The sequence below is a fragment of the uncultured Thiocystis sp. genome, assembly GCF_903866365.1.
Taxonomy (GTDB): domain Bacteria; phylum Pseudomonadota; class Gammaproteobacteria; order Chromatiales; family Chromatiaceae; genus Chromatium.
In genome coordinates this window covers 1-25,894 of sequence record NZ_CAIPNF010000394.1, presented here as the reverse complement: position 1 = coordinate 25,894, position 25,894 = coordinate 1, and the positions used below count along the sequence as shown (strand labels likewise).

Annotated in this window: 28 protein-coding genes; 20 read left to right on the top strand and 8 right to left on the bottom strand. The window is 63.1% G+C overall.

Annotation, left to right across the window (positions count from 1 at the left end; translation table 11 throughout):
• Nucleotides 1-30: 30 nt before the first annotated feature.
• The 8 genes from QZY07_RS21835 (at nt 31) to pnp (ending at nt 10,013) form a co-directional block, all read left to right on the top strand.
• On the top strand, nt 31-798 hold the full coding sequence (locus tag QZY07_RS21835) for a hypothetical protein (RefSeq protein ID WP_295407389.1): 768 nt from the start codon (nt 31-33) through the stop codon (nt 796-798).
• A 388-nt stretch (nt 799-1,186) separates the two neighbouring features.
• A complete protein-coding gene (rimP, locus tag QZY07_RS21830) occupies nt 1,187-1,681 on the top strand; it encodes a ribosome maturation factor RimP (protein ID WP_295407388.1) in 495 nt (164 codons plus the stop codon).
• Between the two features lie 33 nt (nt 1,682-1,714).
• Nucleotides 1,715-3,217: a transcription termination factor NusA gene (gene nusA, locus QZY07_RS21825; protein ID WP_295407385.1), complete on the top strand. Its 1,503-nt coding sequence runs from the start codon at nt 1,715-1,717 to the stop codon at nt 3,215-3,217.
• An 18-nt stretch (nt 3,218-3,235) separates the two neighbouring features.
• The gene (gene infB / locus QZY07_RS21820; RefSeq protein WP_295407383.1) at nt 3,236-6,067 is read left to right on the top strand and encodes a translation initiation factor IF-2; all 2,832 of its coding nucleotides are present in this window, start codon (nt 3,236-3,238) and stop codon (nt 6,065-6,067) included.
• 2 nt (nt 6,068-6,069) lie between these two features.
• Nucleotides 6,070-6,459, top strand: a complete 390-nt coding sequence (gene rbfA, locus QZY07_RS21815) for a 30S ribosome-binding factor RbfA (RefSeq protein ID WP_295407416.1) — start codon at nt 6,070-6,072, stop codon at nt 6,457-6,459.
• A gap of 4 nt (nt 6,460-6,463) precedes the next feature.
• Entirely contained in the window at nt 6,464-7,381 is a 918-nt protein-coding gene (truB, locus tag QZY07_RS21810) for a tRNA pseudouridine(55) synthase TruB (RefSeq protein ID WP_295407380.1), read from the top strand.
• Nucleotides 7,382-7,532: 151 nt separating this feature from the next.
• Complete coding sequence (gene rpsO / locus QZY07_RS21805) at nt 7,533-7,802, top strand: 30S ribosomal protein S15 (protein ID WP_295407378.1); 270 nt, start codon at nt 7,533-7,535, stop codon at nt 7,800-7,802.
• A 111-nt stretch (nt 7,803-7,913) separates the two neighbouring features.
• Entirely contained in the window at nt 7,914-10,013 is a 2,100-nt protein-coding gene (pnp, locus tag QZY07_RS21800; RefSeq protein ID WP_295407375.1) for a polyribonucleotide nucleotidyltransferase, read from the top strand.
• A gap of 95 nt (nt 10,014-10,108) precedes the next feature.
• Here pnp and QZY07_RS21795 read toward each other — a convergent pair whose 3' ends face one another.
• Nucleotides 10,109-10,567 (bottom strand): hypothetical protein, encoded by a 459-nt coding sequence (locus tag QZY07_RS21795; protein WP_295407372.1) that lies wholly within the window; start codon nt 10,565-10,567, stop codon nt 10,109-10,111.
• The gene (locus QZY07_RS21790; RefSeq protein WP_295407370.1) at nt 10,558-10,794 is read right to left on the bottom strand and encodes a hypothetical protein; all 237 of its coding nucleotides are present in this window, start codon (nt 10,792-10,794) and stop codon (nt 10,558-10,560) included. The genes QZY07_RS21795 and QZY07_RS21790 overlap by 10 nt, the downstream gene beginning before the upstream one ends.
• Before the next feature lie 518 nt (nt 10,795-11,312).
• On the opposite strand from QZY07_RS21790, the gene QZY07_RS21785 reads away from it, so the two are divergent.
• The 4 genes from QZY07_RS21785 to QZY07_RS21770 all read left to right on the top strand — a co-directional run bounded on the left by QZY07_RS21785 (nt 11,313) and on the right by QZY07_RS21770 (nt 12,767).
• On the top strand, nt 11,313-11,600 hold the full coding sequence (locus QZY07_RS21785) for a DUF1778 domain-containing protein (protein ID WP_295407368.1): 288 nt from the start codon (nt 11,313-11,315) through the stop codon (nt 11,598-11,600).
• Entirely contained in the window at nt 11,588-12,091 is a 504-nt protein-coding gene (locus QZY07_RS21780) for a GNAT family N-acetyltransferase (protein WP_295407366.1), read from the top strand. The genes QZY07_RS21785 and QZY07_RS21780 overlap by 13 nt, the downstream gene beginning before the upstream one ends.
• 246 nt (nt 12,092-12,337) lie before the next feature.
• Nucleotides 12,338-12,517 carry a hypothetical protein gene (locus QZY07_RS21775; RefSeq protein WP_295407364.1) on the top strand — a complete coding sequence of 60 codons (180 nt, stop codon included), beginning with the start codon at nt 12,338-12,340 and terminating at the stop codon, nt 12,515-12,517.
• 40 nt (nt 12,518-12,557) lie between these two features.
• Entirely contained in the window at nt 12,558-12,767 is a 210-nt protein-coding gene (locus QZY07_RS21770; RefSeq protein WP_295407361.1) for a hypothetical protein, read from the top strand.
• A gap of 10 nt (nt 12,768-12,777) precedes the next feature.
• Here QZY07_RS21770 and QZY07_RS21765 read toward each other — a convergent pair whose 3' ends face one another.
• Together QZY07_RS21765 and QZY07_RS21760 are read right to left on the bottom strand one after the other, a co-directional pair.
• A complete protein-coding gene (locus tag QZY07_RS21765) occupies nt 12,778-13,596 on the bottom strand; it encodes an ABC transporter permease subunit (protein ID WP_295407358.1) in 819 nt (272 codons plus the stop codon).
• Nucleotides 13,593-14,501, bottom strand: coding sequence for an ABC transporter permease subunit (locus tag QZY07_RS21760; RefSeq protein ID WP_295407356.1), 909 nt, complete (start codon nt 14,499-14,501; stop codon nt 13,593-13,595). The genes QZY07_RS21765 and QZY07_RS21760 overlap by 4 nt, the downstream gene beginning before the upstream one ends.
• Before the next feature lie 99 nt (nt 14,502-14,600).
• Here QZY07_RS21760 and QZY07_RS21755 point away from each other — a divergent pair, with 99 nt between their 5' ends.
• Both QZY07_RS21755 and QZY07_RS21750 read left to right on the top strand, forming a co-directional pair.
• The gene (locus QZY07_RS21755; protein ID WP_295407353.1) at nt 14,601-14,840 is read left to right on the top strand and encodes an AbrB/MazE/SpoVT family DNA-binding domain-containing protein; all 240 of its coding nucleotides are present in this window, start codon (nt 14,601-14,603) and stop codon (nt 14,838-14,840) included.
• Nucleotides 14,821-15,237 carry a PIN domain-containing protein gene (locus QZY07_RS21750; RefSeq protein ID WP_295407350.1) on the top strand — a complete coding sequence of 139 codons (417 nt, stop codon included), beginning with the start codon at nt 14,821-14,823 and terminating at the stop codon, nt 15,235-15,237. The genes QZY07_RS21755 and QZY07_RS21750 overlap by 20 nt, the downstream gene beginning before the upstream one ends.
• Before the next feature lie 11 nt (nt 15,238-15,248).
• On the opposite strand, the gene potA is transcribed toward QZY07_RS21750, so the two are convergent.
• A complete protein-coding gene (potA, locus tag QZY07_RS21745; RefSeq protein ID WP_295407347.1) occupies nt 15,249-16,397 on the bottom strand; it encodes a polyamine ABC transporter ATP-binding protein in 1,149 nt (382 codons plus the stop codon).
• A gap of 18 nt (nt 16,398-16,415) precedes the next feature.
• Entirely contained in the window at nt 16,416-17,519 is a 1,104-nt protein-coding gene (locus QZY07_RS21740; protein ID WP_295407344.1) for a polyamine ABC transporter substrate-binding protein, read from the bottom strand.
• Nucleotides 17,520-17,804: 285 nt separating this feature from the next.
• Between QZY07_RS21740 and hisF the strand changes: the two genes are divergently transcribed.
• On the top strand, nt 17,805-19,400 hold the full coding sequence (hisF, locus tag QZY07_RS21735; protein ID WP_295407341.1) for an imidazole glycerol phosphate synthase subunit HisF: 1,596 nt from the start codon (nt 17,805-17,807) through the stop codon (nt 19,398-19,400).
• Between the two features lie 26 nt (nt 19,401-19,426).
• Nucleotides 19,427-20,287 carry a hypothetical protein gene (locus QZY07_RS21730; protein WP_295407338.1) on the top strand — a complete coding sequence of 287 codons (861 nt, stop codon included), beginning with the start codon at nt 19,427-19,429 and terminating at the stop codon, nt 20,285-20,287.
• Nucleotides 20,288-20,354: 67 nt separating this feature from the next.
• Here QZY07_RS21730 and ssb read toward each other — a convergent pair whose 3' ends face one another.
• The gene (gene ssb / locus QZY07_RS21725) at nt 20,355-20,849 is read right to left on the bottom strand and encodes a single-stranded DNA-binding protein (protein WP_295407336.1); all 495 of its coding nucleotides are present in this window, start codon (nt 20,847-20,849) and stop codon (nt 20,355-20,357) included.
• A gap of 77 nt (nt 20,850-20,926) precedes the next feature.
• Nucleotides 20,927-22,363 carry an MFS transporter gene (locus QZY07_RS21720; protein ID WP_363184656.1) on the bottom strand — a complete coding sequence of 479 codons (1,437 nt, stop codon included), beginning with the start codon at nt 22,361-22,363 and terminating at the stop codon, nt 20,927-20,929.
• 476 nt (nt 22,364-22,839) lie between these two features.
• Between QZY07_RS21720 and QZY07_RS21715 the strand changes: the two genes are divergently transcribed.
• The 4 genes from QZY07_RS21715 to QZY07_RS21700 all read left to right on the top strand — a co-directional run bounded on the left by QZY07_RS21715 (nt 22,840) and on the right by QZY07_RS21700 (nt 25,843).
• Complete coding sequence (locus tag QZY07_RS21715) at nt 22,840-23,262, top strand: hypothetical protein (protein ID WP_295407333.1); 423 nt, start codon at nt 22,840-22,842, stop codon at nt 23,260-23,262.
• A 67-nt stretch (nt 23,263-23,329) separates the two neighbouring features.
• Complete coding sequence (locus QZY07_RS21710; RefSeq protein ID WP_295407330.1) at nt 23,330-23,923, top strand: YbjN domain-containing protein; 594 nt, start codon at nt 23,330-23,332, stop codon at nt 23,921-23,923.
• A 33-nt stretch (nt 23,924-23,956) separates the two neighbouring features.
• Nucleotides 23,957-24,922 (top strand): metallophosphoesterase, encoded by a 966-nt coding sequence (locus QZY07_RS21705; protein ID WP_295407327.1) that lies wholly within the window; start codon nt 23,957-23,959, stop codon nt 24,920-24,922.
• A 60-nt stretch (nt 24,923-24,982) separates the two neighbouring features.
• A complete protein-coding gene (locus tag QZY07_RS21700; protein WP_295407325.1) occupies nt 24,983-25,843 on the top strand; it encodes a hypothetical protein in 861 nt (286 codons plus the stop codon).
• The last annotated feature ends 51 nt before the right edge of the window (nt 25,844-25,894 follow it).

The following is a 25,894-nucleotide window of genomic DNA, read 5'->3' as shown; positions in this document are numbered from 1 at the left end:
ACGTTTGACTACTTTCAGGAGTAACTAAGCATGGCTGACTCGGAAACGACCGTCCCCCGTTCGACTTTCGGCTGGTTGCCGAAATTGATCCTTTGGGGGGTTGTGATCGCCTTTGGATATCTCTATTTGAATTCGATCGATAAGCAGGACGGTGGCTCGTCCGCCTCCCTTCTGGAGAAAATCGCTCGGCTGAGCCCGATCCCGATTTCGGCCTTGCCAGGTTCGGCATCCAAGTCGGCTCCCGTGGTGGAAAGCCAGGCCATAGCGAGCCCGGTTCAGCAGCAGCCGGTCGCCGAGCATCCCGTCTCCAGGGTTCCGGAAACGCCCAAGGCCGTGGTCGAGACGACACCGTTCCAGGAGTCCCGGCCGGTCAATGAAGCGGAGTCGGCCGTTTTCGCAAAATCGCTGATGAACGAAGCGCCTGCGGCGCCGCCTCCCGCCGTTGCGCGGAAAACCGTCGAGCAACCGCCGGTTCCGGCGCCCGATCAGCGGATGACAAATGCTGCGGTGGTGCCATCCATGCCGGAGTCCGCGCAGTCTGCCGCCCCCCCAGCCTGGGCGGTGCCGCCGATGATGGATTCCGTGCCTCCAGTTCGGCAGGCTCCCTACGATTGGGAGTCGATGGCGAGACAACGGGCGCAGATGCAGGCTGAATACGCAGCCATGCGTCGCGAGGCGGACGAGCGGATGCGTCAGTACTGGGAGGGCATGAGAAATTCCGCGCCTGTCGCCGGGCCCTATGGCTACCCCGGCTATCCCGCTGGTTACGGACCCGGACCCGGAGCCGTCGCGCCATAACGCCGAGGTCAATCCGCCGACGCGCGCCGGGCGCCCTCTGCCCGTCGCGCCGCCGGGCGGAAATTCTTTGCACGCGGCTGCCGAGAATTCGGAAAAGTGCCCATTATTAGCATGTTCCGAGCGCTTCCAGGCATGATTCGATGCGACGTCAGGATGCACGGGTGGCTGGGGCTTCGCGCATCCAGCCTTGCGCTTTATGGAAAGAGCGGATAAACTCCCAGAGCTTAAGGAGAAGGCGGTTCGTTCGCCATCCACATCTGCCGTCCATAAGGCCCCGTTACGGGGTTTTTTTATCGCTCTCGAAATGGTGCCATGGGCTGATAAGAACGCTATGGTGCGGTAATGAGGTTGGGCCAATGGCCCAATTTTTGTTTCTGAAGGGCGGATTATGCAGTCGGCTGACAGCAGTATCACCAAATTGGCGCGTAGGGTTGTGGAACCCATGGGGTATGAGCTCGTGGGCGTGGAATTTTTCCCGCGCGGCGCCAGTAGCGCCACGCTGCGGATCTACATCGATCACGAGCGGGGCATCACGGTGGATGACTGCACCGCGGTCAGTTACCAGTTGAGCGGTGTCCTGGATGTCGAAGATCCTCTCCCCGGTCACTATGATCTGGAGGTGTCGTCGCCCGGTATTGATCGGCCGCTGGTCTTTCCCGAGCATTTTCAACGTTTCGCGGGTCATCGCGTCAGAATTCGCCTGGCTGAAAAGCTGGATGGTCGCCGCCGGCTGGAAGGCGTGCTGCGGGGTTTCGATGCCGGAACGATCACGCTGGATGCCGACGGTCGTCTTTGGGAGATTCCGCTCAATGACGTGGAGTCCGCGCGCCTCGTTTACGAATTTCAAGCCTCGGGCGAGACGGCACACAATGAAGACGATTGATGGGTCGCAAGCGCTGAGTTGGATACAGGTAGCATGAGCAAAGAAATTCTACTGGTCGTCGAAGCCGTTTCCAACGAAAAGGACGTTTCAGAAGGTGTGATCTTCGAGGCGATCGAGGCGGCTTTGGCATCGGCGACCCGCAAGAAACATGGCGGCGACATCGATGTGCGCGTGGTCATCGACCGTAAGACCGGCGACTACACTACCTTTCGTCGCTGGGAAATCGTCCCAGATCCGGAGCAGGGGGTGCTGGAGGCGCCATCCCGCCAGATCACGGAATCCGCCGCCGCCATTCTGGAGCCGCAGCTCGGAGTCGGCGACTTCATCGAGGAAGAAATCGAGTCGGTGCTCTTCGGACGCATCGCCGCTCAGACGGCCAAGCAAGTCATTGTCCAAAAAGTGCGAGACGCCGAGCGCGCCAAAGTCGTCGCGAATTTTGTCGAGCGCAAGGGTCAACTGATCACCGGCATCGTCAAAAAAGCCGAGCGCGGCTCCATTTTGCTCGATCTGGGTAATAACGCCGAAGCGCTGATTCCACGCGAACATCTGATTCCACGCGAGTCGGTGCGTTCAGGAGATCGGATGCGCGGCTATCTCTACGATGTGCGTTCCGAGCTCAAGGGCCCGCAACTCTTCGTGAGCCGCACGGCGCCGGAGCTGCTGATCGAACTCTTCAAGCTGGAGGTTCCCGAGGTCGGCGAGGGTCTGATTCAGATCCTGGGCGCGGCACGCGATCCGGGCTCGCGAGCCAAGATCGCGGTGCGCACCACGGATCCGCGGATCGATCCGGTCGGCGCCTGTGTCGGCATGCGCGGCGCGCGCGTTCAGGCCGTCTCCAACGAGCTGAATGGCGAACGGGTCGACATCATCCTGTGGGACGAGAATCCGGCGCAGTTCGTCATCAATGCCATGTCGCCGGCGGATGTCGTATCGATCGTCATCGACGAGGAAGCGCGCAGCATGGATGTCGCCGTCAAGGAGGAAAACCTGGCCCAGGCCATCGGCCGCTTCGGCCAGAACGTTCGTCTCGCCACCCAGTTGACCGGTTGGGAGCTGAACGTGATGAACGAGCAGGACGCGGTGGTCAAAAGCGAGCAGGAGGCCCAGCGTTCCGTTCAGAACTTCGTGACCCAGCTCGGGGTCGATGAAGGCATCGCCGCAGTGCTGGTCGAGGAGGGATTTACCAGTGTCGATGAAGTGGCCTACGTGCCACTCGCCGAGATGCAGGCCATCGATGAATTTGACGATGACACGATCGATATGTTGCGTGAGCGCGCGAATGACGTCCTGTTGACGCGTGCCATTGCCTCGGAAGAGGACGTTAGTCCGGAAGCGGACGACGATCTACTGTCGCTGGAAGGCATGGACGAGACTCTCGCCGATGCGTTGGCCGCCCTGGGGATCGCCACCCTGGATGATCTCGCCGAGCAGTCAGTCGACGAACTCATGGAAATCGAAGGCATGGACGAAGAGCGGGCGGGGCGCTTGATCATGAAGGCACGCGAACACTGGTTCGCGGATGCCGCAGAGGAATAGAGGTTTAAAGGTCAGTCCATGAGTGAAGTCACGGTCAAGCAACTCGCCTCCACGGTCGGTATTCCGGTCGAGCGACTCCTTACCCAATTGAACGAGGCGGGCATCAGCGCGAGCGGCGCCGATGCCACCTTGACGGAACAGGAGAAAGTCAAGCTCCTTGGCTATCTTCGCCGCAGTCATGGCAAGGATGGGGAAGATGACGGCGGCGCGGCGCCGAGTCAGGTTACCCTCAAGCGTAAATCGGTCAGCGAATTGCGTCAGGTAACCGCGGTACCACGTAGTACCGCTGGCGTCCGGCCCGCGCCACCGGCGCGTGGCAAGACCGTGAGCGTCGAAGTGCGCCGCAAGCGTACCTATGTCAAGCGCGGCGACGAGACCGCGCCGGCGCCGTCTGCCACGCCCGCGACACAGCCCCCGCCAGCGTCGGCCGCTCCCCCGCGTCGACCCCCTGTCGAGCGTCCGCGTCCCGCAAGAGAACGCGCAGCGCCTAAAGCGCCGGTTTACGACGAGGTGCGACGCCGTACCGAACTCCAGTCTTTGCGTGCCGAGCAGGAAGCGCGGCGTCTGGCCGATCAGGAAGATCAGGAATTGCGTGCTCGCGAGGAAGCGATCCGTCGGCGTGTCGCTGACGAGGAACGTCGTCTTGCGGAAGAAGAACGTCGGCGTGCGGAAGATGCCGCGCGGATCGACGCCGAGCGTCGGGCGTTGATCGAGGCCGAGGCCGAGGCTGCGCGCCAGGCGCTTGAAGCGATTCAGGAGCCGGAGCCGGTCGTGGTGGACAGCGAGGTCAGGAAGTCGCCGCCCGCCCGCCCCGCGGCGTCAGCGCCTGCCGTTGCACGTCGCGTCGAGGCCGCAAAACCCAAAAAGGGTGGCGTCAAGAAGGCCGCCGAGCCCGAGGAAAATGAGCGGGCCGCCAAGAAAACGGTGCGCAAGGATTCAACTCGCACGCGCGAACAAATCGTGACCCCCAGAACCGATTACGAAGAGGTCGAGAGCGGCGGCGGGACGAATCGGGGCTTGCGCCGCCGGAAAAAGACCAAGCCGGAGCTCCAGGACAAGCATGTCTTCCAGCGACCGACCACGCCCGTGGTGCGGGAGGTTGAGATCCCCGAATTGATTTCGGTGGGCGAACTCGCCAGCCGGATGTCGATCAAGGTTCCCGCAGTCATCAAGGAACTGTTCAAGCAGGGCATGATGGTCACCATCAATCAGGTCCTGGATCGCGATACCGCCATCCTCGTGGTCGAGGAATTGGGCCATACGGCGGTGCTCACCGACAGTCGCGACGCCGAGGGGACGCTGCTCGACGAGGTGCAGGAACAGGTGGAACTGGCCGAGATGCGACCGCGCGCCCCGGTGGTCACCATCATGGGCCATGTCGACCACGGCAAGACCTCGCTGCTCGACTATATTCGGCGCACCCGGGTCGCTTTCGGCGAGGCCGGCGGGATCACCCAGCATATCGGCGCTTACCATGTCGAAACCGAGAAGGGCACGATCTCCTTCCTGGATACGCCGGGCCATGCCGCTTTCTCGTCCATGCGCGCCCGTGGCGCCAAGGTCACCGATATTGTGGTCCTGGTGGTCGCCGCCGACGATGGCGTCATGCCGCAAACCATCGAGGCGATCCATCACGCCCGTGCCGCCAAGGTGCCGTTGATCGTTGCCGTCAATAAAATGGATAAACCCGACGCCAACCCGGATAAGGTCATGCAGGAATTGACCCAGCACGAGGTGTTGACCGAGGAGTGGGGCGGCGACACCATGATGGTCAAGGTCTCCGCCAAGACTGGCGAAGGCATCGATGACTTGCTCGATGCCATCCTGCTCCAGTCCGAGGTGCTCGAACTCAAGGCGCCGGTAGACGGCCCCGCCCGTGGCGCGATCATCGAATCCAGTCTCGACAAGGGGCGTGGTCCGGTGGCGACCGTCCTGGTCCAGGCCGGCACCCTGCGCCGTGGCGATATCATCGTCAGCGGTGGCGAATATGGTCGAGTACGGGCCATGTTCAATGAGGCCGGCGTGTCGGTCGAATCCGCCGGGCCGTCCATCCCGGTGCAGGTGCTTGGGCTCTCGGGGACGCCGAACGCCGGCGACGACGTGATGACGGTGACCGACGAGCGGCGCGCCCGCGAGGTTGCCGAGTTTCGCTCGGCGCGCTCGCGTCAGAGCCGCTTCGACGAACAGCGCGGCGTCAGCCTCGATCAACTCTTCTCCCAGATCAAGGATGGCGAGCAGAAGAGCGTCAATCTCATCATCAAGGCGGACGTTCAAGGCAGTCTTGAGGCACTCAAGGACAGTCTGCTGAAGCTCGCCAACGATGAGGTCAAGCTCTCCATCGTGGCGTCCGGCGTCGGCGGGATCACCGAATCCGATGCCAATCTCGCGGTGAGTTCCAGCGCCATCATGCTCGGCTTCAACGTCCGCGCCGATGCCGCCGCCCGCCGGGTGGTGGACGAGAAGGGGCTCGACCTGCGTTATTACAGCATCATCTATGAGCTGATCGATGACGTAAAGAAGGCGATTTCCGGGCTTCTGAGTCCGATCGTCACCGAGGAGATCATCGGTCTGGCCGAGGTGCGCGACGTGTTCCGCTCCTCTAAATTCGGCGCCATCGCCGGCTGTCTGGTCACCGAGGGCGCGATCCGCCGCAACAGTCCCATCCGGGTGCTGCGCCAGAACGTCGTGGTCTACGAGGGCGCGCTGGAATCGCTGCGCCGCTTCAAGGAAGATGTCAGCGAGGTCAAGGCGGGCACCGAGTGCGGTATTGGCGTCAAGAACTACAACGATGTGCAGCCCGGCGACCAGATTGAAGTCTTCGAGCGCACCGAGCGGGCGCGCGTGCTGTGAATGTGAAGGAATTCGATCGCACCGAGCGTATCGGCGCCGAGTTGAAGCGAGTGCTGGCGGTGGCGGTGCGCGATCAGGTACGGGATCCACGGCTCGGCAACATCACGGTGCATGAGGTGCGGGTGACGCGGGATCTGGCGCATGCCAAGGTCTTCTTCACCTGTTTCCCGACCGACGAGGACGCGCCGACCCAGGAGCGTCTGCTCAATGGCCCGCTGTCCGGATTTCTGCGTCACGCGATCGCGCGGGAGGTGCGTCTGCGCACCATTCCCCAGTTGCATTTCGTCTTCGACACCTCGATCGGCTATGGCGAACGTCTGTCCTCGCTGATCGACAACGCCGTCGCGACAGCGTCCCCCGACGCTTGTCAAGTTACGGATCAGGAGCCTTAAATCGATGGCACGTCGCCGTAATTCGGGACGCAACGTCACCGGAATTCTCTTGCTGGACAAGCCGCTTGGCCTGTCCTCGAATGACGCGCTCCAGCGCGTCAAGCGCTTTTATCAGGCCGCCAAGGCCGGTCATACCGGCAGTCTGGATCCGCTCGCGACCGGGTTGCTGCCCTGCTGTCTGGGCGATGCCACCAAATTTTCCGCCTTCCTGCTCGATGCGGACAAGCGTTATCGCGTCCGGGTTCACCTTGGCGTGACCACCACCACGGCCGACGCCGAGGGCGAGGTGGTCGAAACGTGCCCGGTGCTCGGGGTCGACGAAGTGCGTGTGTGGGACGTGCTGCGGGGGTTTCTCGGCGGGATCGACCAGATGCCGCCCATGTATTCGGCGGTCAAGCATCAGGGCCAGCGGCTGTACAAGCTGGCGCGTCAGGGTGTGGAAGTGGAGCGCCAGACCCGCCGGATCGAGATTTTCTCCCTGGATCTGCTGTCCTTCGACCTGCCCGAGATCGAACTCGACGTGCATTGTTCCAAGGGCACCTATGTGCGCACCCTGGCGGAGGAAATTGGCCGCGAACTGGGGTGTGGCGGCTATGTGAGCCAACTCAGGCGCACCGGCGTCGGCCCCTATGCCGAGCCCGCCGCGCCCTTCGTCACACTCGATCAGGTCGAGAGCATGTCCGAGGACGAGACGCCACAACGCCTGGATGCCCTGCTGCTGCCGCTCGACAGCGCGCTCGGTCACTGGCCGGCGGTGAAGTTGTCGGCCGACGCGGCATTCTATCTGGCTCAGGGCCAGGCGGTGCTGATCCCCCAGGCGCCCACCGAGGGACTGGTGCGACTCTACGATGTATCGTCCCATTTCGTGGGTGTCGGCACTATCCTCGAAGACGGCAAGGTGCAGCCAAAGCGTCTTATTTAAACCGACTCCGGCACGGCATATTGTCCATTCTTTAACGCATTTTCAACCGGCCCGATTCCCCTGAAGTCATTGTCGGGGTCGTCGGTTTGGCGGTCGCAACCGCCGGATACGGGCCTTTTTTCAACGTCCCCACGAATTCAGGAGACAACCAATGACCATGACCGCGTTAGACAAAAAGAAAGTCGTCGACGAGTATGCGCGCGCCGAGAGAGACACCGGTTCGCCCGAGGTTCAGGTCGCCCTGCTGACGGCGCGCATCCTGCAACTGACCGGACACTTCAAGGAACACAAACACGATCATCATTCGCGCCGTGGTCTGGTGCATATGGTCAACGCGCGGCGGAAACTGCTCGATTACCTGAAACGCAAGGATCTCGACCGCTACCGCGATCTCATCGCGCGCCTGGGTCTGCGTCGCTAACCTGATCAGCCCCGATCTCGGCGAACGGGGGCGGTTCCGTCCCCGCTTCGCCCGCTCCTCGCGGTCCGGAGGCCGCGGGCTGCGCGGCCCAAACACCCCGAGGATATATTCGTGATTCCCACCCCCATCGTGAAGCAAGTGCAGTTCGGCAACCAGACGCTCAGGCTGGAAACCGGCGAAATCGCGCGTCAGGCCGACGGCGCCGTCCTGGTCAACCTCGACGATACCGTGGTGCTGGTGACGGTGGTCGTCGACAAGCGTCCCGGCGTGGTCCGCGATTTTCTGCCGCTGACCGTCGACTACCAGGAAAAAACCTATGCCGCCGGTCGCATCCCCGGCGGTTTTTTCCGCCGCGAGGGCCGTCCGAGCGAGGGCGAGATTCTGACCTCGCGTCTGATCGACCGGCCGGTCCGTCCGTTGTTCGCCGAGGGTTTCACCCGTGAAGTCCAGATCATCGCCACGGTCAAATCGCTGAACCCGGCGGTCAATCCCGAGGTGCCGGCGCTGATCGGCGCCTCCGCCGCGCTCTCGATCGCGGGTTTGCCCTTCAATGGTCCGATCGGCGCGGCGCGGGTTGGCTATAAGAACGGCGAGTACATTCTCAATCCGGCCGTCATCGGTCTTGGACCGGATTCGGATCTGGATCTGATCGTGGCCGGCACCGACCAAGCCGTTCTGATGGTCGAATCCGAGGCGCGCGGTCTGTCCGAGGAAATCATGCTCGGGGCGGTGCTGTTCGGCCATGAGCAGATGCAGGTCGTCATCCAGGCCATCCGCGAACTGGCCGCCGAGGTCAACACGCCCGCGCTCCCCTGGACGCCGCCGGAACCTAACCAGGCGCTGGCGGACGATGTCGCGAGCGCCTGCGGCGACCAGCTCGCCACGGCCTACCGGATCCGCGAAAAGCAGTCGCGTTACGCAGCGCTCGACGCGCTTCGCGCGGCCGTCGTCGCGCAACTCTGCGAGGGCGACGCGCCAAAATGGACCGAGGCACAGGTCAGGACGGCCATCGAGCAACTTGAAAGCGCCACGGTGCGCGGGTCCATCCTGGCCGGCAATCCGCGCATCGACGGCCGCGACGGCAAGACCGTGCGTCCGATCACCATCCGCACCGGCGTTCTGCCGCGCACCCACGGCTCGGCGCTCTTCACCCGCGGCGAGACCCAGGCGATGGTGATCACCACGCTCGGCACCGAGCGCGATTCGCAGATCATCGACGCACTCGAAGGCGAGCGGCGCGAGCATTTCATGCTGCACTACAACTTCCCGCCCTTCTGCGTGGGCGAGACCGGACGGGTCGGTTCGCCCAAGCGGCGCGAGATCGGTCACGGGCGCCTCGCCAAGCGCGGCATCCTGGCGGTCATGCCGAGCATCGAGGAGTTCCCCTACTCGGTGCGCGTGGTCTCCGAGATCACCGAGTCTAACGGCTCCAGCTCGATGGCCAGCGTCTGCGGCACCAGTTTGGCGTTGATGGACGCGGGCGTCCCGATCAAAGCGCCGGTGGCGGGCGTCGCCATGGGTCTGATCAAGGAAGGCGACCAGTTTGCCGTCCTGACCGACATCATGGGCGACGAGGATCATCTGGGCGACATGGATTTCAAGGTTGCCGGGACCGTCGCGGGCATCAACGCACTGCAGATGGACATCAAGATCCAGGGCATCACCAAGGAGATTATGGAGACCGCGCTCGCTCAGGCCAAGGACGGACGGCTGCACATCCTTGGCGAGATGGCCAAGGTCATCACCTCGCATCGCTCCGAGATGTCCGAGCATGCCCCGCGCATCATCGAGTTCAAGATTCATCCCGAGAAGATCCGCGATGTCATCGGCAAGGGTGGCTCGGTGATTCGTTCGATCACGGAGGAAACCGGCGCCACCATCGACATCAACGACGATGGCGTAGTCAAGATCTTCTCGGTCGAGAAGTCCGCTGGCGAGGAGGCCAAGAAGCGCATCCGTCTGATCACCGCCGATGTCGAAGTGGGCAAGATCTACGAGGGCAAGGTCGCGCGTCTGATGGACTTCGGCGCCTTCGTCACCATCCTGCCCGGTCGCGACGGTCTGGTGCACATCTCGCAGATCTGCGAGGAGCGCGTGCAATCGGTCAGCGACAAGCTTAAGGAAGGCGATCAGGTGCGGGTCAAGGTCCTCGAAGTCGACAAGCAGGGTAGGATTCGCCTGAGCATGAAGGCGATCGAGCCAGGCGAATAAGCTCCGGTTCTTCGCCGCAGGGGAAAACAGGGGCCGGACGGCCCCTGTTTTGTGTCTGAGCGCATCCGTCACAAGTTAAGAAATTCTCTTTCATGTCAAGTAGAAAGCGATGGGGCCTGACGATTCTGACGCGGCGGTTTGCGCTGGCGCTTGATGATCCCCAGGTCGCTGGCTTCCGCCGCCAGAGAGTGGACCGGGTCGGTCGTCGGATCGCGCTGCATGGCAGCGACCACGAAGTACAGACTGCGGTAGACCATTTCCATCGAGATCTCGGCGAAGGGGCGCTCCAACGCCTCGGCCACGGCATCGGTCAAGTCGACCAGAACGGCGTAGAGGATCCAGGTCGCCCACCGTTGCATCTCGACCGCGTTTTGTGCGCCACCGTAAAAATAGGCGAGACCCAACAAGCGTTTGGCGATCGCAACGGCATCCTCCACCCGCCACCTTTGAGCCTCGAGCGCGGCGGCATGAGCCGTGGGCAAGTCCATGGGATCGAGCGCATTGGTCACGTCGCGGTAGATGGTGCCGCGCGCCTGGATCTCGATCAGACGCACCCGCTGACGCGTGGCGTCGTGCCCGACCCAGACCAAACGATCCTGAAGGTGGACGTGTGCACGAAGACGCGGTCGACCGCGTCCTTCAGGTTCGATTTCGCGCGCGTCAGCCAGGTGACGCTGCGGGCGCGCAAGGCGGCCCATTGGGCAACGTCGGTGTAACCGCGCTCGACGATCAGCAAAGTGCCGGTCGGGATCGCCGCGTGCAGGCGCGACCAGAAACGCATGTCCTGGCCCGCCGGGTCGGCGTCGTACCACACACCCGCCGGGGCAGGCGCGTGGTCAAATCCAGCAAGGCCATCATGCGTCCCGCCAGCGGCGCCACCGCCGCCTCGCGCAACAGGCCGATCTTGCGCAGCCGCACATCCAGCGTCGAGCCATCGGCGATCAGCACCGCCGAATAGCGCACCTGCGCCCAGGCAATGACCGGGGGGCGGGGCGTTGACGCGCCTGCCAGAAATGTCCGGTGAAAGCCATCCTGCACCGTATCATCGAGATCCTGTTCCTGACCCGCCCGCCGGATCCTCGGACGCGCCGGTCAAGCCACCGGTACGCACATCCGGGTCCGTCCGTCCGCGCGACGACGCATGTCGAGATGTGGATCGTTACCTGGAGTTGACGCGCCTGGCGCTGCTGGAAGCAATCCACAAGGGCAAAAGGATTCAGATCTGAACCGCGGATTGAATCCAATGTCACGTGATATACAATGTATGGCATTCAATCTTGCCAGACCTGAGATCGTCCCATGCCTCCCACCGTGGAAACACCGGAGTCAGTGACCCGCCCCGTCAACCTGCGGGTTCGGGAAGACATTCGCGACCTGATCGACCGGGCTGCGCAGAGCCTGGGTAAATCGCGCTCCGAATTCATGATCGACGCGGCGCGCCGGGCCGCCGAGGACGCCTTGCTCGATCAAACCCTGGTGCGGGTTGATCGGCAGACCTACGATTATTTCCTTCAGGTCTTGGATCAGCCGCCCGGTGGAGAAGGCTTCGAGCGTCTGATGCGTGCGGACATCCCTTGGAAGGTCTGACCCTTGACGCGCCCACGCTGCTGACCGAGACCCATCGTCTGGATCGTTTTGACTCAGGGGTGGCGAGTCTGGACGACTGGTTGCGGCGTCGCGCCTGGGTCAATCAGGTCAGTGGCGCCTCCCGCACCTATGTGGTCGGCATGGCCGGACAGGTCGTCGCCTATTACGGGCTCGCGGCGGGTGCGCTGGCCGTGAATGACACGCCCGGAAACCTCCGGCGCAACATGCCCGATCCGATTCCGATGGCGATTCTGGGTCGTCTCGCCGTCGACCGCACCTGGCAGGGTCACGGTCTGGGGGTCGCGTTGTTGCGAGATGCCGTCGAGCGGACCCGCTCCGCCAGCGCCATTCTGGGCATTCGCGGCCTGCTGGTGCATGCTTTGTCGGAACAGGCGAAGGCGTTTTATCAGCACTACGGCTTCGTGGCGTCGCCAACTCGTCCATTGACCTTGGTGCTGTCGTTACAGCGACCCATCACTGCCGCTCACTGAGCCGGGTAGCCGGGTACGCATCGCGTACCTGACATCTCAATCGGCACGGACGCCGATTGGTGGGACGGACGCTTGATTGAACCGCCGCGTTTCTTCCCGGAACGCGACGGTTTTTCGATGCGCCGAAGGGTACGCGGTGCGTCCCTACTTTGGCTGATCACGAAACCCATCGCGCCAATGCTCATGAGGTTGATTGTTGCGATGCTATATTTGGACGCATTCCTTTCCAGATGACGACAAGCCACCATGACCGAAAATGTCGAAAACCTTGTTTTAAAACAACTACACGCCATCAGGGCGACCTTGAACCGTCAATTTTTCATCATTCGCATGGGATTGCATGATGCCCGTCGTCTACGTTTGGACGGATTCAAATTTTTGTTGGCATCGCTTTGCGCGCCGTCTGGCGCGCGGCTATGCCGCTGATCGTGTCGGGCAGGAACGGATCCATCCGTGCAGAGCTGGATTGGCCATGCGCGGCAGGACGATACCGGAAACCGATGGACTGCGTCGCGCGCTGCTGACGCCCGTCGTCTTCCAGGCGGTTTCCGCGCAAGCATTGCCCGTGGGATGCGGTGAGCTGATGAACCGAATCCGTGATGTCGATTGGAAGACATCGCCTTCATCAAACAGCATCATGGAAAAACGCTGCGAGCAGATGGACAGTAGAGCCTGATGGCCCCTTTTCATGCGCCGCGTTTCTGCGCTCGATCCGGTTTCTGCCGCATGGACCAACCCGCGATGATCACCGCCAGCGCCACAATGGCGACGATCAAGGTCGCCAAGGCGTTGATCTGGGGCGACACCCCCATGCGCACGCTGGAATAGACCACCATCGGGAGGGTGGTGGAGCCGGGGCCGGAGACGAAGCTGGCGATCACCAGGTCATCGAGCGAGAGCGTGAAGGCCAGCAGCCAGCCGGAGAGCAGCGCCGGCGCGATCAGCGGCAGGGTGATGCGCAGATAGACCGTGAGCGGACGGGCGCCCAGGTCCATCGCCGCCTCTTCGAGCGAGGCGTCCATCCGCGCCAGCCGCGAGCGTACCACGACCGTGACATAGGCCATGCTGAAGGTGATGTGGGCGATGGCGATGGTGGTGAAACCGCGCCCGTTCGGCCAGCCGATGGTCTGCTGCATGGCGACGAAGAGCAGCAACAGCGAGAGTCCGATGATGACATCCGGCATCACCAGCGGCGCGGTCAGCAGCAGTTCAAAGCCGGTGCGTCCGCGAAAACGGCCATGGCGCGTCAGCGCATTGGCCGCCAGGGTGCCCAGGACCACGGCGACCGTGGCATTGACGGCGGCGATGCGCACGCTGAGCCAGGCCGCGTCCAGCAATTGGCGGTTGTGCAGCAGTTCGCCGTACCACTTGAAGGAGAACCCCGACCAGACGGTGACCAGCCTGGACTCGTTGAAGGAATAAAGGATCAGCAGCAGGATCGGCACATAGAGGAAGGCGTACCCGAAGATCAGCACGCCGAGCAGTGGCCAGGAGCGACGTTTCATGCCGGACCCTCCTCGATGCGTGTCTGCAGACGCTGCATCAGCACGAAGGGCACGACCAACAGGGCGAGCAGCAGGATTGCCAGCGACGCGGCCAGTGGCCAGTCCTTATTGGAGAAGAACTCCGTCCACAGCAGCTTGCCGATCATCAGACTCCCCGGACTGCCAAGTAGGTCGGGGATCACGAACTCGCCCACCACCGGGATGAAAACCAGCATGCTGCCCGCGACGATGCCAGCCATCGAGAGCGGCAGCGTGACCCGCAGGAAGGCGCGGATGGGTCGGCAGCCAAGATCCGCCGCGGCCTCCAGCAGGGTGGGATCGAGACGGGTCAGGTTGGCGTAGAGCGGCAGGATCATGAAGGGCAGATAGGAATAGACCACGCCGATATAGACCGCGCTCTGGGTGTGCAGGATGTGCAGTGGCGTGTCGATGAGACCGGTCCAGAGCAGAAAATTGTTCAGGAGCCCGTTGGTCTTGAGGATGCCGATCCAGGCATAGACCCGGATCAGAAACGAGGTCCAGAAGGGCAGGATGATCAGCATCAGCAGCAGCATCCGCCGCCGCTCCGGGGCGGTCGCAATGGCATAGGCCATCGGATAGCCCAGCAGCAGACAGAAGACCGTGCAGATAAAGGCGACCCACAGCGAATTCAGCAGAGCCGCCAGATAGATGTCATCCTCCCAGATCAGGATGAAGTTCTGCAGATTGACCTGAATCTGGAGCATGCCGTCCCCGACCCATTCCCACAGCGCGGTGTAGGGCGGCTGGGCGAGAGCGGGCTCGGCGATGGTGATCCGCAGCACGATCGCGAAGGGCAGCAGAAAGAACAGCCCCAGCCACAGATAGGGAATGCCGATGTTGACCAGGCGGCTCAGACGGTGCGAAGGGGGCGGCGGTACGGTCATGGAGTTGCGTTGACCTCGAACGAGAAGAAACGCATCGCGCATTCCAGTTTTGGATATACAATGAAAATATGTCTATCAAGATGTCTTTGGAGATGCGGCATGCAAGTCTCGAAGTGGGGTAACAGTCTGGCGATTCGTCTGCCCGCTGGCATCGTGGAGGCGCTTGGTCTCAAGGAAGGCGATGACATCGAGATCGACATTGCGGGGGCTCGGATCTTCGAAATCAAAAAACGTCCCGAGGTCAGCGAACTGCTGGCCCGGTTACGCCACTATCGCGGGCGCCTTCCCGCGGACTTCAAATTCGACCGGCTCGAAGCGAATGCACGCGACTGCGAATAACGTGTTTTTCGACACGAATGTGCTCCTTTATCTGCTTTCGGCGGATGACGAGAAGGCGGACCGGGCAGAATCTCTGCTGGCCAGCGGCGGTATGATCAGTGTACAGGTGCTCAATGAATTCGCCTCGGTGGCATCGCGCAAACTGGGCCTGTCTTATCTGGAAATTCGCGATGTACTTGAGCCTATTCGCACGATCTGCGCAATCGAGCCACTCGGCTTGGAAACCCATGACAGCGGACTCCGAATCGCCGAACGCTATGGATTTTCGATCTATGATTCGTTGATCGTCGCGGCCGCGCTCATCGCAGGTTGTGGAACACTCTATTCGGAAGATCTCCAGGACGGCCAAACCATCGACGGCCGTCTGGTCGTCCGCAACCCTTTCGCGATGCGATAAACCGTTCGCCATCACTCCGTCAACACCACGCCGCTGGTCGGCGACCATTCGAACACGACTTCCTGCTCCCAGGTCAGCGCCTGCTCGGTGCGCGGCTGGATGTTGGTCAGGGTCATTTCGACGAGTTGCCCGTCGCCGACCCGGATCCGATAGATGGACACGTCGCCCAGATAGGCGATGTCTTCCACCATGCCCTTGAGCTGATTGACGCCATCCTCGCGGAATTCCTCGCACAGACGCATCTTTTCGGGGCGCACCGCGACCGTGACCGGGGTGCCGATGGGATGCGGCAGAAAACTGCGCATGTGGATGGGGCGGCCAAGGCGGGTATCGACCACGACCCGGTCGCCGTCGCTCGACACGACCTTGCCCTCAAACAGGTTCACCGAGCCGATGAACTCGGCGACGAAACGACAGCTCGGGAATTCGTAGATCGCGGTCGGGGTGTCCAGTTGCATGATCTGACCGGCGTCCATGATCGCGATCCGGGTGGACATGGTCATGGCCTCTTCCTGATCGTGGGTGACGGTCACGAAGGTGATGCCGAGGCGTTCCTGAAGGTTGACCAGCTCGAACTGGGTGTTCTCGCGCAGCCGCTTGTCGAGCGCGCCGAGCGGCTCGTCGAGCAGCAAGAGCTTGGGATGCTTGGCGAGGCTGCGCGCCAGCGCCACGCGCTGACGCTGACCGCCGGAGAGTTGCTCCGGGCGGCGCTTGCGCAGCTCGGCGATTTTAAGCAGATCCAGCATCTCGCCGACCCGCTCGGCGCGTTCCCCGCGCGGCAGGCGATCCTGTTTGAGTCCGAACTCCACGTTCTGCTCCACGCTCATGTGCGGGAAGAGCGCGTAGGACTGGAACATCATGTTGACGGGGCGGGAATAGGGCGGGACGTTCGTCACATCGACACCGTCGATGAAGATCCGCCCGGCGCTGGGATAGTCCAGCCCCGCCAGCAGCCGGAGCAGGGTCGACTTGCCGCAGCCGGAACTGCCCAGCAGCGAAAAGAACTCGCCCTGGAAGATCTCCAGGCTCAGGTCATCGACCGCGTAGACATCGCCGAACTTTTTGGTGACCCGTTCGATGCGCACATAGGGCGCGGCCTTGGGATCCTGCCAGGGTTCGAGTCGGGGCGCGGAGAGACGGCGTTCGGCGACGGTGGCCATGCGGTCAGGTTCCTGGAGTTAACGGTTGGTCTTGAGCCGGGTCCAGAGCCGGTTCAGGTTGCGGATCTCGGCGTCGCCGCGCTCGGCGGGCACGAAGAGCCGCTGCTTGACCTCGGCGGGCGGATAGATCCCCGGATTGCCGCGCAGGTCGCCATCGACCAGCGGAGTCGCCGCCAGATTCGGGTTGGCGTAGAAGATGTAGTCGGACGCCGCCGCGATCACCTTGGGATCGAGCAGATAGGCGATGAAGGCATGGGCCGCCGCCGGATTAGGCGCATCCTTCGGGATTGCCATGACATCGGTCCAGAGCGCCGCGCCCTCGCGGGGAATCCGATAGCCGATCTCGACACCCTTGCCCGCCTCCTCGGTGCGCTCCCGAGCTTGCAGGACATCCCCCGAGTAACCGTGAGCGACGCAGAGATCGCCATTGGCCAGGTCGCTGATGTATTGCGAGGAATGGAAATAGCGGATGTGCGGATGCACGGCCTTGATCAGATCCGCGGCGGCGTCCAGGTCGGCCTTGTCGAGGCTGTTCGGATCCTTGCCCAGATAGACGAGCGCGGCCGAGAAGACTTCGGTAGGATCGTCGAGCAGGCTGATGCCGCAGCCGGCCAGTTTAGCGGCCTTTGCGGGATCGAAAATCAGACCCCAGGTATCCAGTTCCGCGTCCTCGCCCAGGGCGGCCTTCACCTTCTCCAGATTCAGCCCGAGCCCCGACGTGCCCCACATATAGGGCACCAGATGGGCGTTGTCCGGGTCGATCGCGGCCAGGCTCGCCATGATTTCCGGGTCAAGCTGATCCAGACCGGGCAGCTTGGACTTGTCGAGCGGCAGATAAAGCCCCGCCTTGATGTGACGGGCCGCGAAGGGTCGCGCGGTCGGGAAGATCAGGTCATACCCGCTGCTGCCGGCGAAGAGCTTGGCCTCCAGCACATCGTTGGCGTCGTAGACATCCAGCACCGGCCGGATCCCGGTCCTTTCCTGGAAGCCGGACAGGGTGTCCTCGGCAAAATAATCGCTCCAGTTGTACAGATGGACCTGTTCCTCGGCGTGGCCGGCGGAGATGGCCGACAGCAGGCAGAGCGGAATGAGCCGGCGAACGCTTGTAAGAACCCTGTGCATTTGGTTTGCCCTCAAGTGGAACCTCGAACGGATCGGCTGGCGACCTGGATCGCAAGGGGTGTAATCCTACTGCATTCCAGGTGACGCGCGCATGACGACTTCATGATGCCCATCCCGACCGACAATCCCGGAAGGCGACCGGAGGCGGTTCACGGGGCGCGCGCCGGATCGGAAAGACTGAACCGCCTGACCGCTTGGCGCTAAACTAACCCGCAACAATCAATCCCTGTCCCACGGCCGCTCGGATGCCCCGCGCACCGATCCAACCCCATTCGGATTCGACCTATGATTTCGCTCCTGGACTATGGCGCGGGCAATGTTCGCAGTCTGCGCAACGCCATTCATGCACTGGGTTTCTCGCTCACCGAGATCGCGCGCCCCGAGGATATCCTTCAGGCCGAGCGGCTGATCTTCCCCGGTGTCGGCGCCTTTGGCGCGGCGATGGAGCGGCTGCATCGGCTCGGCTATGTCGAGCCATTAAAGGCATACCTGGCCGCCGGTCGGCCCTTTCTCGGCATCTGCATCGGCTTGCAGGCGCTCTTCGAGGGCAGCGACGAATCGCCCGGCGTGGCGGGGCTGGGGCTGATCCCCGGCCGGATCCGCCGCTTCGACGCCAGCGATCTCTCGGTCCCGCACATGGGTTGGAACGACGCGCGGCTGGAGCGCGAGTCGCCCCTGTTCGCCGACTATGCCGGCGAAAAGTTCTATTTCGTGCATTCCTATCGCGCCGAGCCGACTCCCGAGAATGCCGACTGGCGGCTGGCGACCACCGATTACGGCCACCCCTTCCTGAGCGCGGTGCAACGCGGTCGCGTCGCCGCCGTCCAATTTCATCCCGAAAAGAGTGGCGCGGCCGGACTGCGGCTGCTCCAGCATTTTCTCGTCGCCGACACGGTCGGCGCACCGGTTGCCGGCTGGTCGCCGTGCCCGGCCGACGCCCCGACCCATTTCGCCAAGCGCGTCATCGCCTGTCTGGATGTGCGCGCCAACGATGCCGGCGATCTGGTCGTGACCAAGGGCGATCAATACGACGTGCGCGAGTCCGGCGAGGTCCGCAATCTCGGCAAGCCGGTCGAACTGGCCCAGCGCTATTACGAGGAAGGCGCCGACGAGATCACCTTTCTCAACATCACCGCCTTTCGCGATTTTCCGCTCGCCGACCAGCCCATGCTGGAGGTACTGCGGCGCACCTCCGAACGGGTGTTCGTGCCGCTGACCATCGGCGGCGGCATCCGCGCCTTCACCGACGCCAGCGGCAAGCCGTATTCGGCCCTGGACGTGGCCGACGAGTATTTCCGCTCCGGGGCCGACAAGATTTCCATTGGCTCGGACGCCGTCGCGACCGTCGAGCGCTATCTGGAACGCGGTTGCGGGGACGGGACCAGCGCTATCGAGGAGATCGCCCGCGTCTACGGCAATCAGGCCGTGGTGATCTCGATCGATCCGCGTCGCGTCTATGTCCGTTCGCCGGAGGAAACGCGCCACCAGACGGTCGAGACGGCGACGCCCGGACCTAATGGCGAACGCTATTGCTGGTTTCAATGCACGGTCAAGGGCGGGCGCGAGGGTCGCGATGTCGACGCCGTCGAACTGGCCCGCATCTGCGAAGCGCTGGGCGCCGGCGAGATCCTGCTGAACTCCATCGACCGCGACGGCAGCGGGGCCGGTTTTGATCTAGAGCTGATCGGGGCGGTCAGCGCGGCCGTGAGCATTCCGGTGATCGCCTCCAGTGGCGCTGGCTGCGTGGAGCATTTCGCAGAGGTGTTCGCCGCAACCGGCGTCGAGGCCGCCTTAGCCGCCGGCATCTTCCACCGGCGCGAGGTGCCGATTCAGGCCGTCAAATCCTATCTGCGCGAGCAGGGGATCGAGACGCGGGTTTAGCGGCTTTTTTCCAGGAACGGGGGCCTATGTCGAGACGCGTCGTCACGGTGGGATCGCTCGCGCTGCTGTTCGCCCTGTCCGGCTGCGCGCTCGATCGCCGGGACGCTCCCGCGCCGGCTCCGGCGCCCGCGGGGATCGCTCGCGAGGAACTGCTGTCGACCCTCGCGGCCTGTCATCTGCTGCGGGTCGGGCAGACGAACGACGTGGCCGTGTCCGATGCGGTCGTGATCGCCGCCGCGGATCGCTACGGCGTGGCGGTGGATGCCATTGTCGCGCGCTCCAATCGGTTGATTCAGGAGTACCGGTCGCTGGGTCCGGCGCTGGTTGTGCTCGCCGTCAACGCCTGCCAGTGGCTTGCCGACGACATCGGGATGGCCTCCGCGCTGGTGCGCTTCGAGCCGGATGGCCGTCTGCGCACGGTCTGGCTGCGCATCGATGACGTCGAGATGACCGAGGGTTTCGCGGAACGTGTCATGGCCGAGTTGCGCCAGCGCCGGGCGATCGGTCTGGTCATCAATAGTCCGGGCGGCTCGGTGCATGAGGCGCGCAAGCTGGGGCGCTGGCTGCGGGCGAACGGTCTGCGCACGGCGGTCGACCGGGTCTGCACCTCCGCCTGCGTCGATGTGCTGGCGGGCGGCGTCGAGCGTTTTATCACGCGCGACGCCCGGCTCGGGGTGCACCAGAGCAAGGTTCCGCATCTCTATAGCAGTCACGAGGGCGGGCAGCTCTATGTGGCCGATTCGGCCCGCTACCTGCGCGAAATGGGGGTCGCCGCCGAGATGGCGATCGCCGCCGCCTCGGTGCCGAACGACAAAATTCTGCTGATTCCCTTGTCCGACGCGCTCGCGACCGGCCTCGTGACCGGTGTGGTCGACGGTTTTCAGTGAGCATCAAGATCGGAAAAGATCGCACCCTGGATCTGTTGTTCTATGCTTAATTTAATAGCAATGACCCTTAGAAAGGGATGTCGTCGTCGAAATCGCCGCCGCCATGACCTCCTGACGGTGGCGCGCTACCCGACAGAGCGGGAGCGGCCGTTTGCGGCCGCTCGCCGCCACGCGACTGAGGCGCGGGCTCGTCATCGAACGGCACCGAAGTCCCGCTGCCCTGTCGGCTGTCCAACATCTGCATGGTGCCGTTGATGTCGACCACGATCTCGGTCGAATAGTGGTCCTGACCGTCTTTCTGCCACTTGCGGGTGCGCAGCTTGCCCTCGACATAAATCTTCGAGCCCTTGTGCAGGTACTGCTTGACAATCTCCGCGATCTTGCCGAAGAAGACCACGTTGTGCCACTCGGTACGCTCCTGCTTTTCGCCGGTATTGCGATCCTTCCAGGACTCGCTGGTCGCGATGCGGATATTGGCCACGGCATCGCCGCTCGGCATGTAACGCACATCGGGGTCGGCCCCGAGATTCCCAATCAAAATTACCTTGTTCACGCCTGCCATGTCTGTCTCCCGCCCACGCCGTGCGCAAGCGTTGATTATCTCGCTAAAAAGGTGGAAATCCGTGCCCGAATCGCGCGTCAGGCACCGACCGAAAACGTCTGCAATCTTGCCCAATCGAGCGTGCGCCTGTCCACTTTGAGATAGGCGACGCCCTCGTCGATCGCGATCACCGCCTCCCGAACGCCGGGCACCTCCAGCAGACGCCGCTCCAGAGCCAGGATATCGCCCGCCGTCGGCAGTTCCAGCGCGAGCACATGACGGGTCAGATTCTCCGGCATCGCCATGGTTGCCAGCAGCGCGATCCAGAACAGCGAGATCAGCGCCCCGAGCAGATAGACGGCATCGGCGCCGAAACTCCCGTGCGCCCAGCCGCCCAGCAGACCGCCGAGAAAGGCGCCGAGAAACTGCGCGCTGGAAAAAACCCCCATCGCCGTTCCCCGCGCGCCGGCGCGCGCCACCTTCGAGACCAGCGAGGGCAGGATCGCCTCCATGAGATTGAAGACGGCGAACACCAGGATCAACAACCCGGCCAATGCCCAGAGCGATTGATGGAAGGCATAAAATCCCAGCAGCGACAGCCCCAGAACCATCACCGCGCCCAGCAGCACCGGGCGGATCTGGCCGAACCGCTCCGCGAGCACGATGAAGGGCACCATGGCGAGGATCGCGAGCAGCACCGCTGGCAGGTAGAGCATCCAGTGATCCAGCGGGTTCAGTCCAGCCCCCTCGATCGAGAGCGGCAGCACCACGAAGAGGCTGATCATGGTCAGGTGCAGCAGAAAGATGGCGGCATCGAGCCGCAGCAGGGTCGGATTGGCGAGCACGCCCGAGAGCTGATCCAGCACCGTTTGGGCGTCGCGATGGACCATCGAGCGTTCCGGATCCGGCACCACGCGGGCCAGCACCAGCATGCCGCCCGCGGCCAGCAACGCCGTCAGCCAGAAGACGCCGGCGATCCCGAACCAGCGCGCCAGCGGCGGCCCGATCACCAGTGCCGCGGCGAAAGAAAAGGCGACGCTGATACCGATGATCGCCATGCCCCGGGTGCGCACCTCGTCGCGGGTCAGGTCGGCGGTCAGCGCGGTGGTGACCGCGGCGATGGCACCGGCGCCCTGGATCGCGCGACCCAGGATGACCCAGACGATGTGGTCGGCCAGCGCGGCGACGACGCTCCCCAGCAGGAAGATCACCAGACCGCCATAAATCACCGGTTTGCGTCCAATACGATCCGACAGCAGACCGAGCGGAATCTGAAACACCGCCTGCGTCAGGCCGTAGGCGCCGATCGCCAGACCGACCAGCAGCGGCGTCGCGCCGGGCAGGTCATGCGCATAGAGGGCGAACACCGGCAACAGCATGAACAGACCCAGCATGCGGGTCGAAAAGATGGCGGCCAGACCGATGGTCGCGCGCCGCTCGGTCGCGGAGAACGGAACCTTCGGGGGGGTGAAGTTCGGTCGATCTGCTGGGGTCACGGTCGACAGCCTTTGCGTCCGGGGGGCGAAGCTCCGCATAATAACGTGAATCGCGATCTTCCTGTGCTGTTGAGGATTGACAGCTCATCACCTATCGCATTCTTGGAAACTGTCACGCTCGGGCAATGTTGGACGGTGCTGTCGAATCTGGACCAGACCGATGTGGATGATCGGATGGCACGGGTTGATGGTGGCATTGCGGGTTGGCGATCAGGCGTGACCGCTGGCATGGCGAGCCGGGGAAGGGGCCGCCAAGATTGGGTTTGCGGGCTATAGCCGTCCGTGTTGGGGCCGCTCCTGGTATGGCTCCCCGCCGGCGCGCGTGCGGCTGTCGGCTGACCGGTTCTCTCCCTAGGCGGCGCGGTGTGAGTGGCTCTAAATTCAGGCGGAAGGCGGATCGGTGATGCCCTGACCCGTTCGCGATCAACCGTGGCAAAGCCAGAATTGATTCTCCTGTCCGCGATCTTCGGGGAGTTTGAACTCGACCATGCAACCATTCAACACAGGTTAACGAGATGGTCAACGAATCACCGCCGACAGCCGTCGAGATTCCGCAGCGGCGATCCGTGGCCTGGCCGCCATTCGCGCAAACGCTCGCCGATGTCCTTGGCGCGCTTGAAGAAGATCAATTCCTCGTCATCGCCGTAAAGCAGAGCAACCGGTTCGTCCAGTTTGCCGCCCAAGGGGCCTTTTGGCTGCGCGCCGAGACCAAGAGTAACCACTATCTGGCGCGATCGGAACAACTCGATGCGCGGCAAATCGATGCCTTGGGCGCGGCCGGCTGGCACGCTCCGACCGGTGGGCCTGGGGAGTCGACACCTGAGCGGGATCCGGATGGTTCGCCCAATTTCTACCGCGAGTTTCCGGTCCCCGTGCGTTTCGAGGAAATCGCGGAAGGGGGGTGTCCAGCTCAGTGCGGTGGATACCAGATATTGTGATCTTGGCACTCGAAGCGTCCTTTGGATGGTGTGTCGAGATCCAACTCATCGGCGCTACCGCACTCAGATGGATACCCCCCTCGCGGAATTGGCCGTTCACACGCTGACCGAGATCCTGCGCGTCCCGCATCCAGGGTTCCTGGAGTACGAGGCATTCGACGCCGAGGCAGGGGGCATTTTATTGCCATCGCTGGGACTCAAGCGCGCCAAGCGCACACCACCAACAGAGGAAGTGGTGCCATTGCCGCAGCAACTGCTCGCGACGCTTCGGGAGGCGATGGACATCCCCGAACTCGAATTCGATCAGGATGGGGACATCGGAGTCCGCTTCGGGAGCGTCGCCGTCTTCGTCTCCTTGATCGGCGCCCCGCCGTCCGTGCGCATCAGCGCCCGAGTCCTTGCGGATGTCGAGACAACGCCGGAACTCGCTTCCCGGCTGAACGACTTGAATGCGGACACCTGGTTCTTGCATTTCTTCCTGCACGACGGTGCGGTCTACGCTGCGGCGGACCTGCCTGCTGTACCCTTCATCGGCGAGCATGTGGCCAGTGTCTTTGTCTATTTCTGCCAGGTCGCGGACGGCATCGACAGCCTGCTCCAGGCGGAATTTGGGGGTCGCACCGCATTTCTGGAATCGAGTCCAAGCGCGCTCAAACATTGACCGTCGCTGACCATCTGGCGGAGTGACCCAGCCATGCACTACGACATCATTGGTGACATCCACGGTCACGCGGACGCACTCACGGCGCTGCTGTCCGACCTCGGTTACCGCGAGCGCGGCGGTGCCTGGCGCCAACCGAATCGCCAGGTGCTGTTCGTTGGCGACTTCGTCGACCGCGGCCCCCGGCAGATCGAGACCCTCGCCATGGTCCGCGCCATGGTCGATGCCGGCAGCGCCCAAGCGGTCCTGGGCAACCACGAACTCAACGCCATCGCCTGGTTCCTGCCCGATCCGGCCCAGCCGGGCGACTATCTGCGGTCCCACCACTCGCCGAAATACGGAGAGACGAACCGCCGTCAACACCAAGCGTTCCTGAAAGCGGTCAATGGCACGCCCCGCCATGCGGAGATCATCGATTGGTTTTTGACCCTACCGCTGTGGTTGGAGCTGCCCGAGTTGCGTGTGGTCCATGCCTGTTGGCACCCGCGCTACATGGACTATCTGGCGCCTCATCTCAGCGCGGACCGGTGCCTGAATGCTGAACTCATGGTTTCCGCCAGTCGGGAACCCGAGGACGCGGCCGAGAAGGATACCCCGGAGCCAACCCTCTTCAAGGCCGTCGAGGCCCTGGTGAAAGGGATCGAGATTCCGCTCCCGCCGCCACACAGCTTCCAGGACAAGGATGGTCACACGCGCCGCCGGGTGCGGGTGCGCTGGTGGGATCACGCGGCCGTGACCTACCGCCAGGCCGCCCTGCTCTCGGAGGCGGAGCGGGAAGGGTTGCCGGACCGACCGATCCCGGCGCATGCGCGCCTCGGTCACGACGGCGAAAAGCCGCTCTTCGTCGGCCATTACTGGTTCACCGGCCGGCCGCAACCGCTATCGGAGATGGTCGCCTGCGTCGATTACAGCGTCGCCAAGGAGGGCAAGTTGGTGGCCTACCGTTGGGATGGCGAGCGAGTGCTCGATGCCGCAAAGTTCCATTGGCTCGGCGTGTGACCGCGACGAGCCGCCTTCATGCCTCGGCCAGGAGACACCAGAATGAACGAAGGATCTGTCATGCAAGCGGCACTCGACGAGTACCTCGGCCGTCTCAAGGCAAAGTTTCCGACCTTTGTCCGTTTCGGAGAAGGCAGCGAGGCCCTTGATGCCGATGAACGGGGTTATAAGCTCGAACTGGTGACGGCCTTTCAGCAAGAGATTCGCCCCAGGCTCCAACCGCTACCCAAGGACGAAGCCAGCCTGACGCAAATTGGTGCGGATCTCATCGCACTGTTTACACGCAAATTGAGCCACGGCGCGCCGCAAAATTTGGTCGGCTGGCGCTATGTTGGTCCGATCCAGAAGCTCACCGCGAGTGATCGGGGCAGATTCGCCATCAGAGTCGTGGACTTGCTTAACGGTGAGGAATCGATCGCGGAACGAGTCGATCGCTTCGTGCCGACGCTGCGGGCGTTGCTCGCGGACAGCGCCCCGGACTCGGGATGGTCGGCGATGTCACGCAGCGTCACCAGTTTCCTGCTCATGCTCTCGGACCCCGGTCAGCACGTCATTATCAAGACGCAAGAGTTCAACCGCGCACTCAAGGCTTACGGCCGTGCGGCACTGCCCAACCGCGCTCTGACCGGCGAAGATTATCTCAACGTCCAGTCTTTTCTGTTCGCGCTGCGCGACCGCATGACCGACGCCGGACTGATGCCACGCGATCTGATCGATGTGCAGACGCTGATTTGGGTCGGAGACGCGCACTACAGTCAAGACGCCCTGAACAGGCAACATTGGCTTCTGCGACGACAAGACCCAGACCTTCGTCAGCGAAGGCCGCTGGGAGGGGTGGTGCCTTGCAAAAATGTGATAATGAGCGATACTGACCCCATGGCTCAAGCACCGGCGGGGACAAGGCGATGGCGGCACAGTTGATCAGCAACAACGGCCAGGAGGTGACGATCCAAGTCACCGTGGATCTGAGCG